Raw genomic sequence first — 17015 nt, forward strand, 5'->3', positions numbered from 1 at the left:
GAACACTCTGTTCTGCCTTGATAAAACAGATTGTTCTCTATAGGAGAATAAAACTGAAACTCGTTTGTTGTCGTATTTTTGTTACATTCTCCTTTTCATTTCTCGGTTAACTTCTTTATCTTTAGCCCTCCAAACAACCAATTTAATAAAACATGGAACCAACTCTTACACGACAAACTCCGGCACAACACATCGTATGGCTGGATGTGGTACGCCTTGTTGCAATGTTTACAGTAGTTTGCTGCCATTGCACAGACCCTTTTAACTTCTATCCGGGCACATCGCCCGACATTGTTGACATCAAGTTCTGGGGAGCTGTCTACGGTGCGGCGCTCCGTCCTTGCGTACCGCTTTTTGTAATGATTACCGGTGCATTGCTGTTGCCGGTACGGGGTGACGCCTCGGCATTCTACAAGAAACGTATCCCCCGCGTATTCTTTCCTTTCCTCATCTGGTCTGTGATTTACAATCTGTTCCCCTGGATAACGGGACTGCTGGGAGTGGAGCCGAAAGTGATTCTGGATTTCTTCCCTTATTCGGGTGAGGAAGTGATGCGCCAGTCTCTGGCAGTGAGCCTGGGATATATTGCAGAAATGCCTTTTAATTTCTCTCTATTGGATGTACACATGTGGTATATCTATCTGCTGATAGGGCTTTATCTCTATCTTCCGATATTCTCGGCATGGGTGGAGAAGGCCTCGGAACGTGCCAAACTATGGTTTCTTGCAGCATGGGGAGTGACACTGCTGCTGCCTTATTATACCGAGTTTGCCGCTCCGTACCTTTGGGGGACTTGCTCGTGGAACTCGTTCGGTATGCTGTATTACTTTGCCGGTTTTAACGGCTACCTATTGTTGGGCCATTATCTGAGGAACCATAACTGGACGGGCCGGCAACTCTGTGGCATCGGCATTCCCATGTTTGCCATTGGCTATGCCGTAACATTCCTTGGTTTCCGTCGTATGACCTCCTTGCCGGATTTTACGGATGAGATGCTCGAACTCTTCTTCACCTACTGTTCGCTGAATGTAGTAATGATGACCATCCCCGTGTTTATGCTTTGCAAGCGGGCCAATTTCCGTTCGGAGCGCATCAAGAAAGCATTGGCAAACTTGACGCTCTGTGGTTTTGGAGTCTATATGATACACTATTTCTTTACCGGACCGAGCGTAGTCCTGATGCGTGCTATCCATGTTCCTATCTATCTTCAGATACCTTGTGCCGCAGTCGTCGCTTTCTGTACTTCCTGGTTTCTGGTGGCAATGGCATACCGTTGTTTCGGGAAGCGGACCAAGTGGGTGCTGGGGTAGTTTGGATGAAAGATTGTTTATCTTTAAAGGAGGAGATTTAGGGCTTATTATCTCCTCCAGATTCTCCACATATAGTAAGCGCAGTGCGTGAATGCGAAAACAAACGAGATAATCAGCAGCACTTTGCTTTCTCCCCATCCCACAGTCTGTTGGTGCCACAGTCCGGTGATGACACAAAGAACGGCAAGGATAAGTCCAATCATGTTCAAGGTCACCTGCCCGTGGCGGGTGTCGCCTCCATGCTCCAGCTTACTGTGCTTCATGCCGTAGCCCACGTAGATGTCCAGACCGATGAGCATCCACAGCACCAGGCGTATCCATGTATCGGCAGGAAGGAACAACATCATGCAAAGGCAAGTAAGAATACCCAGTATGGGGATAAGTGGAACAAGTGGGGTTTTAAAGGAACGGGGCACGTCAGGCATGGTTCTGCGTACTACCAGTACAGCGGCACAGACCAGCGTGAAGGCCATCAGCGTGCCGATGCTTGTCATCTCCCCGGCCAGCCGTGCGGGTACAAAAGCTGCCAGCAGGCCCACAAGTACCATGAAGAGCAGGTTGCTGCGTGCCGGAGTACGGAACTTTTCGTTGATATGCGAGAAGAAAGGAGGCAGCAGCCCGTCGTGGCTCATGCTCAGGAATACGCGGCTCTGTCCCAGCAGCGTCACCATGATGACGGAGCAATATCCGAACAGAATGGACAGCACGATGGCACGGTTCAGCCAGGGATAGTCCGGCTGGATGATACCTGCAGCATCAGCCTGCCCCATGTGCTCTATGGCTATGGCAACGGGAGCAATGCCTTGCTGTCCGCTGAAGGCGGTGTAGTGTGCCACTCCCGTCATGACGTGGGCAAAAACCATATAGAGCACGGTGCATACCAGCAAGGAGACCAGAATGCCGATAGGCATGTTCCGCTTCGGGTTCTTCGTCTCTTGGGCGGCTGTGCTCACAGCGTCGAACCCGAGGAAGGCGAAGAATACGATGGCCGCCCCTCGCAGGATGCCGGAGAAGCCATATTCGCCCAGCACGCCCGTATTGGCAGGGATGTAAGGTGTATAGTTGTCGGTATTGATGTATTTCCAGCCGAGTATGACAAAAATCAGTATGACGGAAACCTTCAGGAATACAATGAAGCCGTTGAAGATGGAGCTGCCTTCCGTACCCCGTATCAGGAAGAGGCTCATCAGCACGACGATAAGGAAGGCGGGGATATTTACGACTCCACCATCCCAGGGACAGGCGGTGAGGACTTGCGGTAGATGTATGTCCAGTCCCTCGAGAAAGACGACCAGATAGCGGCTCCAACTGATGCTTACCGTGGTTGCGGCTACGGTGTATTCCAATACCAGGTCCCACCCGATAATCCAGGCGATGAGTTCGCCCATCGTGGCATACGAGTAGGTGTATGCGCTGCCGGCTACGGGTATCATGGATGCAAATTCCGCATAACATAGTCCGGCGAAGCAGCATCCCAGTGCGGCAATGGCAAAGGACAGTGTGATGGCCGGTCCCGTATAGCCTGCCGCCACCGTTCCGGTGATGGAGAATAGACCCGCTCCGATGATGACTCCCACGCCCAGGGCAACAAGGCTCCACGGACCAAGTACACGTTTCAATGTTTTCTTTCCGGAGGCATTCGCCTCCGCTTGCAGTGCCTCGAATGGCTTTCTGATGAATAATCCCATTGTGCTTTAATTCTGATAAATCGGGCGTAAAGGTACGGATTATATTGCTTATTCCATATAGCGCGCTACTTTTCCACTGATTTGCAGTAGGGAGATTTCACATAATTTGGTATCATATTCCGCGGAGAGAATACGTTCTTCTGCATCCAGCAGACTCTTTTGGGCTTCGCGCATCTCGATTCCCGAGAGGTTGCCCAGCATATATCGTTCCATGGCAATCTCGTGGTTCTCCTTGGCAGCCACAAGGTTCTGGCGTTCCAGGTTCAGCATTTGCAGGTTGTTTTGGTAGGCCTGCCATAGGTTGCTGAGGTCGGCGCGCAGGGCCTGCTCCAGTTGCTCCCGTTCCAGGCGAGCGTTCTGTACGGCAATGCGGGCATTCTTGCGTTCGCGGCGCCGGTTGCCGTCGAACAGATTGAAGCCGACCGTGACGCCGAAGTTCAGACCGAGGTTGCTGCGGCGGCTGTTGGCAGAGATGTCATACTTGTTGAGGGTGTAGCCGTATCCGCCGTTCATCTTCACGTATGGGTAGTCGCGCGAGCAGACTTTCTTGTAGTCCAGACGGGCCAGGGTATTGTTCTGTTCGGCACGTAGCAGTGAGGCGTTGATGGTGAGGGTGGCGTTCCACAGCTCCTCGAAGTTCAGGGAGGCGGTCACGTTGATGAGGCTGTCTTGTATGATAAACGGCTGGTCTACATCTTTGTTTGCCATGAGTTCGTTCAGCTGGATACGTGAGGTGTGCAGCAGTTCCTGCTGTTTCATGTATTGGGCACTGTCGGCATTGAAGTCCACTTTGGCCTGCTGGTAGTCCAGGCGCGAGAAGTTACCGATGTGGTAACGCTCTTCCACAATGCGCAGGCGCTCTTTGGATAGCGATACGGCATAACGGAAGTTCTTCAAGCGGATTTTTTGCTGCACATAGTTATAGTATTCGGCGGCTATGTTGGCTATCAGGTCCTCGATGGCGATGCGCGTATTGGTCTCGCCTTGGCGTTCCAGCTCCTTGAGCCGTTGGTAGTTGGCGGTAATGTTGAAACCGTCGAAGATGGTCCAGTTCAGGTTGATGCCTACATCGAGAGTTTGGTCAAACACTCCGTTGTCCTTGGTTGTCTCTCCGGTGGCTCGGGCTTTGGTCTCGGTATTGTCTATGGTTCCCTTGTAGCCGGCGGAGAGGTCCAGTGTGGGCAGGTAGCCCGCATTGCCCAATGTGGCGTTGTTCTTGCTGACCTGCTCTTCATTGCGGACAATGCGCAGGGAGTAGTTGTTCAGCAATCCCTGCTCCAGGCAGGACTTCAAGGTGTAGGTAGGCGCAGGCTGTGCATAAAGGCCCAGCGCTGTGCAGGCAGTGGCTATGAAAATTAAAACAATGCGTTTCATTCGGTCTTCAGTTTACTTCGGTTCGTTGATACATAACTATATATGGCAGGCACGATGTACATCGTCAGCAGTGTGGAGATGAGCATGCCGCCTACGACGGCAGTACCCATGGCGATGCGCTGGTTGCAGCCTTCGCCGGTGGCGTAGGCAAGCGGTATCAATCCCAGGATGGTGGAGGCACTCGTCATCAGGATGGGGCGCAGACGTTGCAGGGAGGCGTCCTTGATGGCTCGCATCTTGTCTTCACCCGCTTCCTGCTTCTGATTGGCAAATTCCACAATCAGAATACCGTTCTTTGCTACCAGACCAATCAGCATGATGATGCCAATCTGGCTGAATATATTCATCGTGATGTCTCCGAAATACATGAATACCAGCGCGCCGGCAATGGCGAGAGGCACCGTCAGCATGATAATCAGCGGGTCTTTGAAGCTCTCGAACTGGGCGGCCAGAATCAGGTAAATCAGCACGATGGCAAGGATGAAGGCGAACAGCAGACTGGAGGAGCTTTCGCGATACTCCTTGGAGTCTCCGGTCAGTGCGGTACGGAAGGTCTCGTCCAGTGTCTCCTTGGCAATCTTGTCCATTTCGTCCAGTCCTTGCCCGATGGTCTTCCCGTCGGCAAGCCCCGCGGAGATGGTGGCGGACACGAAACGGTTGTAACGGTACAGTTTCGGAGGGGCGATACCGCCGGTCAGCTCTATCAGGTTGTCCAGCTGCACCATGTTCCCGTTGTCGCTTCGGATATAGATACCTTTCAGGTCGGCGGGCTTGTTGCGTTGCTGGCGGTTGATTTCGCCCAATATCTCGTATTGCTTTCCGTTCATGTAGAAGTAGCCCATACGCTGTCCGCTCAAGCCGTATTGCAGAGTTTGGGCAATGTTCTTGGTGCTTACGCCCATGATACTCGCCTTGTCACGGTTGATGTTGATGCGCGCTTCAGGCTTGCTGAACTTCAGGTTTACGTCTGCCATCTGGAATACCGGATTTTCGTAGACCTTCGTCATGAACTTGGGGAGCACCTCCTGCAATTTCTCGATATTAGTTGCCTGCAATACATACTGCACGGGCATACCGCCGCGCCGTCCTCCGAATGAGGAGGACTGCTGTACGAAAGAGCGTGCCATGGTCTTTTTCTGCACTGCCTTCGACAACTTTTCGGCAACCTCCATCTGGGTATAGTCACGGTCTTTCATGTCTTTCAGTGTGATACGTACGTTACCGCTACCACTGGATACACGCGCTGTTACCGCTTCTGCATCCGGGATAATGGAGTCCACCAGATGATTGATGTCTTCGGTATAGTCGCGGATATATTCGTAAGTCACTCCTTCGGCACCCATTGTATTGATACTGATTTGCGAACGGTCCTCCAATGGCGCCATTTCAGCCGGGATAGTATTCCAAAGGACTCCGATAAGCAGGATGGTGACGATGGTGAAGGGCAGGGCAATCCAGCGCCGTTTCAGGAAGGCGGCCAGTGACTGGCTGTATACCCGGTTCATCCCTTCGAAGAAAGGTTCGGTCTTGCGATAGAACCAGCTCTGCTGTTCCCTTTTGATTAAAAGTTTGGTGGCAAGCATCGGCGTAAAAGTCAATGCGGCGAAGGAGGAGATAATCACCGAACCGGAGACCACGATACTGAATTCGCGGAACAGTCGTCCTGTCGTACCGTCCATGAATACAATAGGGAAGAATACCGCCACCAGCGTAATGGTAGTGGAGATGACGGCAAAGAAAATCTCCTTGGCTCCTTCTATGCCGGCTTCTTTCGGTGGCATCCCTTTCTCGATGCGGACATAAATGTTCTCCGTCATCACGATGGCGTCGTCCACCACCAAGCCCACGGCAAGCACCACGGCAAGCATGGAGAGCACATTGATGGAGAAACCGGCCAGATACATGACGAAGAAAGCTCCAATCAGCGAAACGGGGATTACAATACATGGCACAAGCGTCACACGCCAATCGCGCAAGAAGAGGAAAATGATGATGATAACCAGTACAAAGGCCTCATACACCGTCTGCTTCACCTCGTCGATAGAAGCGCGGATAAACTTGGTATTGTCAAAACCGTAGTTGTAATGAACATCTTCGGGAAGGTCTTTCTTCATCTTCTCCATGCGGTCATATACGGCGTTGGCTATTTCAATGTGGTTGGCACCCGGCTGCGGAATTACTACGACACCTACCATGGGCACACCGTTCATCTTCATATAACTTTTGATGTCGGCTGGTCCCAGTTCGGCACGTCCAATGTCGCTGAAGCGGACAATACGGTTACCGTCTTCCTTCAGGATAAGATTGTTGAACTCTTCGGCTGTATGCATCAGACCCAACGTACGGATGGTGAGCTCGGTAGTGTTTCCTTCGATACTTCCGGAAGGGAGCTCTACGTTTTCGTTGTCCACCGCATTCTTTACATCCAGAGGAGTGATTCCATAGCCGGACATCTTGATGGGGTCCAGCCAAAGCCGCATGGAATAGCGCTTTTCTCCCCAGATGCTTACACTACTTACATCTGAAATAGTCTGAAGCTGCTCCTTGACAGTCAGGTCGGCTATTTCACTGAGCTCCAGTAGGGAACGTTTGTCGCTTTGGAGGGCAACCATTAGGATAGGGGTGGCGTCCGCATCGGCTTTTGATACGGTAGGCGGGTCACAGTCACGAGGCAGATAGCGCTGTGCACGCGACACTTTATCACGTACGTCGTTGGCGGCGGTTTCCAGGTCAACGGAAAGCTCAAACTCTACTGTAATGCGTGATGAGCCTTGCTGGCTGACACTGGAGAGGGAGCGTATGCCGGGAATACCGTTGATGTTCTGCTCCAGAGGCTCCGTTATCTGGTTCTCGATGACATCGGCGTTGGCACCCGGATAGGAGCAGGATACTGATATGATGGGATTGTCTACAGACGGGTACTCGCGTACACCCAGATAATTGTAGCCGATGAAGCCAAACAGCAGGATTATCAGGGTAAGTACTGTCGAGAGTACCGGTCGCCGTATACTTAATTCGGATATATTCATTCTTTACAATTGATAATTAACGGTTGATAATTGACAGTTGTCAATTGATATTGTCCAGTGTTACCGGTAGTCCGGTACGGAGTTGCAGGGTTCCCGAGGTGATGATGGTATCTCCTGCCTGCAAGCCTTGCAATACTTGTACTTCCGCTTCCGTACGGATTCCCGTAGTAATCTCTACCGGCTGGGCTTTTCCCGACTTATAGAGGAATATCTTGTCTTTTCCCATTTCCGGCACAATGGCTTCGGACGGTACGGCAAGGGCGTCCTGAATTTCATCCTTGTTCAGCTTGATGCTGGCATAGCGGCCCGGAAGCACAGCTCCGTTGGCATTGGGATAAAGTGCACGGATTGTCAGGGTATGGGTAGTAGGGTCTATCTTTGATTCGCGTGCATAAACCGTGGCGTGGAAGGTATTTAGCTTTCCTTCGAGAGTGAAGTCCAGTCCGGCGCCGGTCTTTACGTCATTGGCATACCGCTCGGGTACGGCAAATTCCACCTTCAACGGCGAAATCTTGGTGAGTTTGGCTACAATGGTTGTAGGGGAAGCGTAAGTACCCACACTGACTTGGCGCAGACCGATGACACCGTCGAAAGGAGCACGCAGCTCAGTTTGTGCGATGTTCGATTCTATCAGGTCAATGTCGGCATTCAGGGTGGCCAGCTCGGTCTTTACTTGTTCGTAGGCTTCTTTACTGACCGCATCCCTTTCCAGCAGGGCGTTCTGGCGAAACACGCGGTCTTCTGCCAACTTTAATTGGGAGACGAGGCGTTGCAATTGTGCTTGCAGCGGCCGGTCATTAACTTTGGCAAGTAATTGTCCTTTCTTGACGAAGCTGCCTTCTTCAAAATTTATCTCTATGATTTTGCCAGATGTCTCGAAAGAAAGGTCCACTTCCTCATCCGGCAGCAGGCTGCCGCTGATTTGTATTTCATCCTTCAGCAGTTGCGGTTTGATTATTTTTGCGTTTACGTTTAGAATTTTCTTACCGCTACGTTGACCGGTCATCACCTTGTCTGCAGCGGCTAATTCTTCATTCTCTTTAGGTAATTGGGAGTAGATTCCTCCTCCAATCAGTCCGGCACCAATCACGATAATGATGCCCCATTTAACTCTCTTATTCATGTTGTAGTATTAGTAGTAATAAAATCAGCCTTAGATTAGACTACGGGAAAAGAGAATAGTTTAAAAGATAAAGAGTTAAAAAGTGTAAGAATATGGATTGGAAAGGTGATAAAATGACAAATCAGTAAGCAGCCCGGTATTTTCCCTCCTCCTTGTCCTCCAGCATGTTCAGATAAGAAGCGTAACGGGATTCGCTGATATAGTGCTTCTCGACAGCCTCGCGTACAGCGCATCCGGGTTCGTGGCGGTGGGTACAGTTGCCGTAACGGCAGTCGGCAGATACCTTGAATATTTCCGGGAAGTAGTGGCCTATCTCTTCTTCTTCCATATCGAATGTTCCGAAACCTTTGATGCCCGGAGTGTCAATGATATATCCGTTGCCCGGAACCGGGAACATTTCTGAGAAGGTAGTGGTGTGCATACCTTTATTATGATAGGCGGATATCTCTCCGGTTTTAATCTCTATATCGGGCAGTATTGCCTTGATGAGTGTCGATTTCCCTACTCCGGAATGTCCGGAAAAGAGGGTTATGCGTCCTTTGAGTTCTTTCTCGATAGTGTCGATGCCTTCCCCTTTTCTGGCAGAAACCTTGAAACAAGGATAGCCGATGGTGGTGTAAAGGTTGATGAGACTGTCCAGATAGTGCAGTTCCTCTTCATTGTAGGCATCCACTTTGTTGAATATAATCTTGACGGGAACACGGTATGCCTCGGCAGAGGCGAGAAAACGGTCTATAAAGGTAGTGGAGGTCTCGGGATAGTTCACCGTCACTATGAGCATGCACTGGTCGAGGTTGGCAGCAAGAATGTGCGATTGCTTGGAAAGGTTGGAGGCGCGGCGGATGATGTAATTCTTCCGGTCCTCTATCTCGCTGATAAAGGCCGTACCTTCTTGGTTCAGTATGATGTTCACATAATCGCCTACAGCCACGGGATTAGTGCTTCGTATGCCTTTCAGCCGGAAGTTCCCTTTGATTTTACATTCAATCTCCCTTCCGTCGTCAGTCCGTACCAAGTACCAACTTCCGGTGTTTTTTATAACGAGTCCCCTCAAAATAATTGAAAGTTGAAAGTTGAAAGTTGAAAATGGAAGGTTGAAAGGCTTCTATACTTGGTATATCGGTTTATTTTCAACTTTCCATTTTCCGTTTTCAACTTAATTAAACGGTCATGATTTCTTTATCCTTTGCAGCCAGCATGTCATCAATCTGCTTGATGAACTTGTCGTGAATCTTCTGCAGCTTTTCTTCACCGCCTTTCTGGGCGTCTTCGGCCAGTCCGTCCTTTACGGATTTCTTCAAGGCGTCGATGGCATCACGGCGTGCATTACGTACACTTACCTTGGCAGTTTCTCCTTCTCCCTTACACTGTTTGGCAAGTTGTTTACGGCGTTCTTCCGTCAGTGGCGGGATGCCGATACGGATAATCTCACCATTGTTTTCGGGCATGATGCCGAGACTGGAGTCAATGATGGCCTTTTCAATGACGCGGAACATGCTCTTATCCCATGGCTTGATGGCAATGCTGCGTGCGTCCGGAGTGGTTACGGCTGCCACATTGTTGATAGGAACCATACTTCCATAAGAATCCACACGGATACCGTCCAGCAAACGGATATCGGCTTTTCCGGCGCGGATATGAGCCAGTGCCTCGTCCAGATACATGATGGCCATGTCCATACTTTCTTGCGCTTCGTCTAAGATGTCTTTTACGTCTCTCATATTATTTTCGTTTTGAAATAGCTTTGATTTGAAACTTTGCAAATATAATTATTAAATTGAAAATTGAGAATTAAGAATTAAATAACATTCATTTTTTATTCTCCATTTTCCATTCAATTGTGCACCAGTGTACCGATTTCTTCTCCTTGCATCACTTTTTTCAGATTACCCACTGTGTCCATGTCAAAAACGATGATGGGCAGGTTATTCTCTTTGCACATGCAGGTGGCAGTGAGGTCCATCACTTTTAAACCGCGCTTCAGCACTTCGTCGTAGGTGATGTCGTGGAACTTCGTGGCTGTCGGGTCCTTCTCCGGGTCGGCGGTGTAGATGCCGTCCACACGGGTACCTTTCAGCATGACATCCGCCTCAATCTCGATGCCGCGCAGACTGGAACCGGTATCGGTAGTGAAGAACGGATTGCCTGTACCGGCGGACATGATGACTACTTCGCCTGCTTCCATACATTCGATGGCACGCCATTTATTGTAGAATTCACCGATGGGTTCCATACGTACGGCAGTCAGCACGCGGGCCTTCACGCCGGCAGCTACCAGAGCCGAACTGAGTGCAAGGCTGTTGATGACGGTTGCCAGCATTCCCATCTGGTCGCCTTTCACACGGTCGAACCCTTTGTTGGCACCGCTCAATCCGCGGAAAATGTTTCCACCGCCTATCACGATGCCTATTTGTACTCCCAATTCGTGGATTTCTTTGATTTGAGCTGCGTACTCGGCAAGGCGTTTCTCGTCGATGCCGTATTGCTTTTCACCCATCAGGCTCTCGCCGCTGAGTTTCAATAAGATTCTTTTATAGGTTGCCATAATATATAGTTTTGTTACATTGCTTTGCAGCAAAGATAAAGAATTAAACTGAAAAGTGCAGCAGAATGTGGTAGGATAGTTGCCTAACGCACAGTCTTTAGGAACTCGTCCATGCTGTGATATAACGGAACGCCATAGCGGTTGCAAGTAATCCGCACATTGTCGTAGCGGTAGAAACCGGGTTCACAGATAACGTGCAGTTTACCCGAACGCATGTGCAGTCCCATCTCCAGCAGGGTGATGGGGGACTTGCTGCTTGCCAGGATATTCATGATTATCAGGTCGGCTTTTTCCAGATGTTCCAGTTCCCAGTTCACTTGATGTTCAAAGTCGGACATTTCGCCGCTGAGTCCCTTGTCCCTTCGGGGATTGTATAGGATGTATTTACCTTGGGGGCGTGCGCGGAACCAGTCGCAGGTTGCCTTTTGCCAGTCTATGCTTTTGCCCATGTCGATGGTGCCTGCCAGGAAAATTCTGGTGTATTCGGCTTCGTTCACTTCGGCTTTGCCTTCATCCGGGTGGAGTACTATAACCTCGGACTGAGCCTGCAGCCCGATAGGAAACAACAGCAGTAAAAGCAGGTAGAGACTTTTCTTCATGGTTGGTGATGGTTTTATAGGATTAGTTTCTTTTCTTGCTTCTTATCGGGAGTCTTGGGAACAGTTTCCTGAAACGGACCAGTTGGCTTGTAATATTGCCTCCTGCGATGACGAACGTTACGGCTACGATAATCATCACCAGTCCGAAGCTTTCTCTGACTGTCAGGCTTTCTCCAAAGACGGCTATTCCGAAGAAGATGGCTGTCACGGGCTCCAATGCGCCGAGAATGGCGGTCGGGGTGGAGCCGATATATTGGATGGCACCGGTAGTGCAGAGGAAGGATATGGCGGTGGGGAAGACAGCCAGTGCAAGCAGATTGGCCCACAGATACCACTGGTCCGGTGTGTTCAGTACGCCGGAATAGAGCAGGCGTGCCACAAAAAGCGATAGGCCGAAGAGAAGGACATAGAAGGTGACTTTAAGCGTAGCCACATTTTTCAACGATGTCTGGTTGATGCCCACGATGTATATGGCATAGGAAAGGGAAGACGCGAAAACCAGCAGTGTCCCTATCAGGCTCAGTGTGCTGCCGTCCTCGCTCTTGTAGAGCAGTCCGATACCTCCCAGTGCAAGCAGCATGCAGACGATGGTTTGCAGTGCCAGCTTCTCTTTGAAAACCATGGCCATAATAAGCGCCACCATGATGGGATAGACGAACAGCAGTGTAGACGCTATGCCGGCGGCCATGTAGTTATAGCTCAGGAAAAGCGTCAGTGAGGAGAGGGCCACGAGCAATCCCATGATGATGAGCGGAAATGTTTCTTTCCGCTGTATCTTGAATGACCGCCCTCTCGCCTTTATCATAATGCCCAGCAACGGGATGGCGAAGAGGTATCTGAAAAAAAGTACCGAGTCCGGGTCCATGCCGGCCTTGTACAACGGGAGGGCAAACAGTGGATTCATGCCGTAGGAGGCTGCGGCGATGGAACCTAAAATATATCCTTTGGCTTTTGCGTTCATATCTTTATCTGTAAATTAGCGCGCAAAGGTAGATATTTACTTTGATTTCCTCCTTCTTTTCTGTATGAAAACCGTATGAATTCTACACTTATGCCTTCAGTGTGTAGTCGCCGGCTTCTTTCGTCACTACTTTCTGCAGTTCTTCGAGCGTCTTTTCACCGTCCGAAAACTCTACGGTGGCTACCGGAGGGTTCAGGGTTACGGTGGCGTGTATGCCTTCCATACTGTTCAATGCTTTCTCTACATGCATGCGGCAATGGTTGCACATCATGCCTTCTACTTTGAATTCTTTCTTCATGATTGTTTCTGTTGGCGGTTCAACTTCTTTGTTTTCTTCTCCTTCATGTATTCTTTTCCGTTTCAGCAGCAGGCTGTTGCTCACCACACTGACACTGCTGAATGCCATGGCCGCACCGGCTATCATCGGATTCAGCAGGAAGCCGTTGATGGGATAGAGTATTCCGGCCGCAATGGGTACACCTATTATATTATATATAAATGCCCAGAAGAGATTCTGCCGGATGGTCCGGACGGTGAGACGCGACAGACAGAGAGCTTCCGGTATCTTAGCCAGGTCGGAAGAGATGATGGTCATTTTGGCTACATCCATGGCGATGTCGCTGCCTCCACCCATGGCGATGCTTAAGTCGGCTTGGGCAAGGGCGGCGCTGTCGTTGATGCCGTCGCCCACCATGGCAACCTTCCGGCCTTCTGCCTGCAACCGGCTGACGAAGGCAGCCTTGTCCTGCGGCAATACACTGGCCTGGTAGTGGGCGATGCCTGCTTTGCGGGCAATCTCACGGGCGGTGGCCTCATTGTCTCCGGTCAGCATGTGGACTTCGATGCCGGCGGCGCGCAGCTCGCTGACAGCGCGGATGGAAGTTTCTTTTATCCGGTCTGTAATTCCGGCTATTGCCAGCACGTTTTCTTCATCGGCAAACCAGATGACGGTCTGTGCTTCCGATGTCAGTCGGGTTGCCTCTTCCTGCAGGGAGGGGGGGATGGCGATATGGTTTTCTTCCAGCAGTTTCCGGTTCCCGGCGAGGTAGGTCCGGCCTTGTGCCCGTCCTTTCACGCCTTTTCCGGTGATGCTTTCAAAGTCTTGAATGTCTATGGAGGCCGACTCCTTGAGGTGGTTCACCACGGCTTCTGCCAACGGATGTTCCGAGAGCTTCTCCAGACTATAGAAAATGTCCGACAGCGCATTGCCTGCAGTGGCGCCAGTACCGGGCGTCATTGCCTGCGTATTCCATATCAGCTTGCTGACTACCGGTTTTCCTTCAGTCACCGTTCCGGTCTTGTCGAGTACCACGGTGTCTATCTTCTTGGCAATCTCCAGGCTTTCGGCATCTTTTATCAGAATGCCCCTTTCGGCGCCCTTGCCGATGCCTACCATGATGGCGGTAGGAGTAGCCAGTCCCAGTGCACACGGGCAGGCGATGATGACCACCGTGACAAATGCCAGCAATCCGTGGGTGAATCCGCCGGTTCCGTCCAGTAGCATCCATGCGATGAAGGCAAGCACTGCGATGCCTATAATGGTAGGCACGAATATCCCGGCTATCTTGTCCACCAGCTGCTGCACCGGTGCCTTGCTTCCTTGCGCGTCCTGCACCATGTGTATAATCTTCGCCAGCAGTGTATCCGTGCCGATTTTCTCTGCCCGGAAGCGGAAACTTCCCTTCTGGTTGATGGTACCTGCAAAGACCTTGGCGTCTTTGTGCTTGGATACTGCTACCGGTTCGCCGCTCAGCATACTTTCGTCTACGTAGGAGCTACCTTCCGTCACGATGCCATCCACGGCAATCCGTTCTCCGGGCTTCACCAGGACGATGTCTCCGGGGCGAATCTGCTCGATAGGGATAACGCGCTCAAAGGAAGAGTGAGGGACAGCGTGTCCTTCATTCACAATGATGGTCACAGTCTTGGGTTGGAGCCCCATCAGTTTCTTGATGGCGGTTGAGGTGTTTCCTTTCGCTTTTTCTTCCAGCAGGCGGCCCAGCAGGATAAAGGCTATGATGACACTTGCCGCCTCAAAATATACATGCGGATGGATGCCTCTGGATAGCCAGAAGTCCGGAAATAGCATGTTGAACAGGCTGAACAGATAGGCGGTCCCCGTACTGATGGCTACCAGTGTGTCCATATTGGCGCTGCCATGCTGCAATTGTTTCCAGGCGCTGGTGAAGAATCCCCGCCCCAGCCAGAATACGACGGGAGTGGACAACGCCCACATGATGGGATTGGCATGGGGCATATCCATGAAGAACATGCCTATGATGACAACGGGCATAGACAAGATGATGGCCCAGGTTGTGCGGAATTTCAATACGCTGAATTTCTTGTTGTGGGCCTCTTCCGCCTCTTCGAGCGTGTTGCCGTCCTGGTTTATCAACAAGTCATATCCGGCCGCCTGCACAGCCTGCTGCAAAGCCTCGGAAGAACAGCTCGTAGGGTCATATTCCACGGTTGCCGTTGCCGAAGCGTAGTTTACGACCGCTTTCTTGACACCTGACTGATGGTTCAGCGTCTTTTCTACCCGTGCGGAGCATGAGGTGCAACTCATTCCCAATACGGGAAATGTCTCTTGAACTATATTCTTTTCTGCCATAACAATTTTGTATAAGTCATTACTCTTGCTATGAGTGACTTGGTTCCAAATGCAAATACCGTCAGTCTTATTCCGAGATACCGTTGGTTTCACTACTTGAAACCGTCGGTTTCTCGCATTGAAACCGATGGTGCCAAAAGTTGAAACTTGTTTGGCACCGTATACTGGCTACCTGACGCCTTGTTCTGGAGGGTGGAATCCATATTTTATATCAGTCATAGCGATACAAAGATAATGCTTTTTCCCTTGAAATTGTTCATAGCCTACCCCTAACGCCAAGCAGGTTCCTTCTTGCTGGGAAATGCCCGTCGGATGACTTCCCGGCTCAAGCCTGTCTGCACCACTCCCCGCATCAGCAGGTAAGTGAGGAAGGCAAGCCATAGAGCATGGTTTGCCAGGACGGGATGCAGCCCATAATATAAGATAAAAAAGCTGACAGCTGCCGCTGCCATGGAGAGGAGCATTCCTCGCGTGGCGGTGGCACCGATGAAGATGCCGTCCCAGATGAAGGCGGCTATCCCGACGGCGGGCACGGCAAGCGCCCAATAAAAATAGGTGTCGGCAACAGCTATCACTTCTTTGTCATCCGTCAATAGTCCGAGGAAGGCATTGCCTCCCAGCGCATAAACCAATGTAAAGAGAACCGCCATCACCGCTCCCCATCCGAAGAGGTGCCGGACGGTGTCTGTAAAGGCTTCCCGGTTGCGTGCGCCTATGTATCTGCCGCTTAAGGCTTCGCCAGCGTAGGCAAAGCCGTCCATTACATACGAGAATAAGGTGAAGAGCTGCATCAGCAGCGTGTTGACCGCCAGAATAATCTCTCCCTGCGAAGCTCCCGCCGAAGTGAAGAACAACGTGACTGCCACCAGGCAAAGGGTACGCAGAAAAATATCCCTATTCACTTGGAAAAACCGGAACATCGCCTCTTTCTCCCAGATACCTGCCTCTTCTCCCCCTTTAATTTTTAATTTATAATTTTTAATTTCCCACAATCTTTTCAGCCTGCCGTAGTTGTGCATCCAAAGGGCAATGCCCATCAGGAAGCCGGCATATTGGGCAATCAACGTCCCCAAAGCTACTCCTTCTACTTTCATCCCACATAGATAAACCAGTCCGAGGCTAGCAATGATATTGACCACATTCTGTGTGATGGCTATATACATGGGGATACGCGAATTCTGCATGCCGATGAACCATCCCGTCAGTCCGTATAGCCCCAGCATGGCAGGTGCACCCCAGATGCAGATATGGAAATAGAGCGTTGCCATTTCTCTGACTTCATCCGTGGGATGGATGAGAAGGAAGGCTCCCTGCCTGATAGGCGTTTGCAGCAGGATGAGACAGAATGCGACTGCCAGGCCTATGCCCACGGAACGCAACAGTAGGCGGACCACCTCCGGCAAATCCCGCTTACCGAATGCTTGCGAGGTCATTCCGCTGGTACCCATCCTCAGAAAGCCGAATATCCAGTAGATGATATTGAACAGCATGCCACCCACGGCAATGGCGCCTATGTAGGCGGGCGAACCCAGATGGCCGACGATGGCTACATCAATCAGGCCGAGCAGCGGCACGGTGATGTTCGATACGATGGAAGGTAAGGCTATTTGCAGTATTTGTCTGTCTCTGGGCTTCATTTATATTATTTAATTCATTAAGGTCGGCAAAGTTAACTATTTTTCTACTTTCAACTATTGATGGTTGCCGTAAAAATGCGTAGTTTTGTAGGTAGATTTCTATGAGACTGATTGGGCTGTTAAACTATATATATACAC

12 protein-coding genes are annotated in these 17015 nt (G+C 50.7%); 1 reads left to right on the top strand and 11 read right to left on the bottom strand.

All coding sequences use genetic code 11. From position 1 onward, the window contains the following. Positions 1-152: 152 nt before the first annotated feature. Positions 153-1310 (top strand): acyltransferase, encoded by a 1158-nt coding sequence (locus DW800_RS11000; RefSeq protein WP_009037205.1) that lies wholly within the window; start codon positions 153-155, stop codon positions 1308-1310. A gap of 47 nt (positions 1311-1357) precedes the next feature. On the opposite strand, the gene DW800_RS11005 is transcribed toward DW800_RS11000, so the two are convergent. The 11 genes from DW800_RS11005 to DW800_RS11055 all read right to left on the bottom strand — a co-directional run bounded on the left by DW800_RS11005 (position 1358) and on the right by DW800_RS11055 (position 16877). Further along, positions 1358-2998, bottom strand: a complete 1641-nt coding sequence (locus tag DW800_RS11005; RefSeq protein ID WP_044467866.1) for an amino acid permease — start codon at positions 2996-2998, stop codon at positions 1358-1360. A 48-nt stretch (positions 2999-3046) separates the two neighbouring features. Further along, a complete protein-coding gene (locus DW800_RS11010; RefSeq protein ID WP_119958060.1) occupies positions 3047-4372 on the bottom strand; it encodes a TolC family protein in 1326 nt (441 codons plus the stop codon). Further along, entirely contained in the window at positions 4369-7401 is a 3033-nt protein-coding gene (locus DW800_RS11015) for an efflux RND transporter permease subunit (protein ID WP_119958061.1), read from the bottom strand. The genes DW800_RS11010 and DW800_RS11015 overlap by 4 nt, the downstream gene beginning before the upstream one ends. A 40-nt stretch (positions 7402-7441) precedes the next feature. Further along, positions 7442-8524 (bottom strand): efflux RND transporter periplasmic adaptor subunit, encoded by a 1083-nt coding sequence (locus DW800_RS11020; RefSeq protein WP_005824248.1) that lies wholly within the window; start codon positions 8522-8524, stop codon positions 7442-7444. A 121-nt stretch (positions 8525-8645) separates the two neighbouring features. Next, complete coding sequence (gene rsgA / locus DW800_RS11025) at positions 8646-9578, bottom strand: ribosome small subunit-dependent GTPase A (protein ID WP_119958062.1); 933 nt, start codon at positions 9576-9578, stop codon at positions 8646-8648. A 106-nt stretch (positions 9579-9684) separates the two neighbouring features. Further along, a complete protein-coding gene (frr, locus tag DW800_RS11030) occupies positions 9685-10245 on the bottom strand; it encodes a ribosome recycling factor (RefSeq protein ID WP_005824243.1) in 561 nt (186 codons plus the stop codon). Between the two features lie 113 nt (positions 10246-10358). Continuing rightward, positions 10359-11069 (bottom strand): UMP kinase, encoded by a 711-nt coding sequence (gene pyrH / locus DW800_RS11035; protein ID WP_005835090.1) that lies wholly within the window; start codon positions 11067-11069, stop codon positions 10359-10361. A gap of 83 nt (positions 11070-11152) precedes the next feature. Then, on the bottom strand, positions 11153-11668 hold the full coding sequence (locus DW800_RS11040) for a nucleoside 2-deoxyribosyltransferase domain-containing protein (RefSeq protein ID WP_005824239.1): 516 nt from the start codon (positions 11666-11668) through the stop codon (positions 11153-11155). 22 nt (positions 11669-11690) lie between these two features. Beyond that, complete coding sequence (locus DW800_RS11045) at positions 11691-12629, bottom strand: DMT family transporter (protein WP_005824237.1); 939 nt, start codon at positions 12627-12629, stop codon at positions 11691-11693. 88 nt (positions 12630-12717) lie between these two features. Continuing rightward, a complete protein-coding gene (locus DW800_RS11050; protein ID WP_119958063.1) occupies positions 12718-15240 on the bottom strand; it encodes a heavy metal translocating P-type ATPase in 2523 nt (840 codons plus the stop codon). 269 nt (positions 15241-15509) lie between these two features. Beyond that, on the bottom strand, positions 15510-16877 hold the full coding sequence (locus DW800_RS11055) for an MATE family efflux transporter (RefSeq protein ID WP_117866706.1): 1368 nt from the start codon (positions 16875-16877) through the stop codon (positions 15510-15512). Positions 16878-17015 lie beyond the last annotated feature (138 nt).

It is taken from the genome of Bacteroides sp. AM32-11AC (assembly GCF_003603515.1).
In the GTDB taxonomy this organism is placed as follows: Bacteria; Bacteroidota; Bacteroidia; order Bacteroidales; family Bacteroidaceae; genus Bacteroides; species Bacteroides uniformis.

What these genes read in the sequence shown, in the direction of transcription:
- DW800_RS11000 (WP_009037205.1), top strand. Translation starts at nt 153, where the DNA reads ATGGAACCAACTCTTACACGACAAACTCCGGCACAACACATCGTATGG.
- DW800_RS11005 (WP_044467866.1), bottom strand. Translation starts at nt 2,998, where the DNA reads ATGGGATTATTCATCAGAAAGCCATTCGAGGCACTGCAAGCGGAGGCG.
- DW800_RS11010 (WP_119958060.1), bottom strand. Translation starts at nt 4,372, where the DNA reads ATGAAACGCATTGTTTTAATTTTCATAGCCACTGCCTGCACAGCGCTG.
- DW800_RS11015 (WP_119958061.1), bottom strand. Translation starts at nt 7,401, where the DNA reads ATGAATATATCCGAATTAAGTATACGGCGACCGGTACTCTCGACAGTA.
- DW800_RS11020 (WP_005824248.1), bottom strand. Translation starts at nt 8,524, where the DNA reads ATGAATAAGAGAGTTAAATGGGGCATCATTATCGTGATTGGTGCCGGA.
- frr (WP_005824243.1), bottom strand. Translation starts at nt 10,245, where the DNA reads ATGAGAGACGTAAAAGACATCTTAGACGAAGCGCAAGAAAGTATGGAC.
- pyrH (WP_005835090.1), bottom strand. Translation starts at nt 11,069, where the DNA reads ATGGCAACCTATAAAAGAATCTTATTGAAACTCAGCGGCGAGAGCCTG.
- DW800_RS11040 (WP_005824239.1), bottom strand. Translation starts at nt 11,668, where the DNA reads ATGAAGAAAAGTCTCTACCTGCTTTTACTGCTGTTGTTTCCTATCGGG.
- DW800_RS11045 (WP_005824237.1), bottom strand. Translation starts at nt 12,629, where the DNA reads ATGAACGCAAAAGCCAAAGGATATATTTTAGGTTCCATCGCCGCAGCC.
- DW800_RS11050 (WP_119958063.1), bottom strand. Translation starts at nt 15,240, where the DNA reads ATGGCAGAAAAGAATATAGTTCAAGAGACATTTCCCGTATTGGGAATG.
- DW800_RS11055 (WP_117866706.1), bottom strand. Translation starts at nt 16,877, where the DNA reads ATGAAGCCCAGAGACAGACAAATACTGCAAATAGCCTTACCTTCCATC.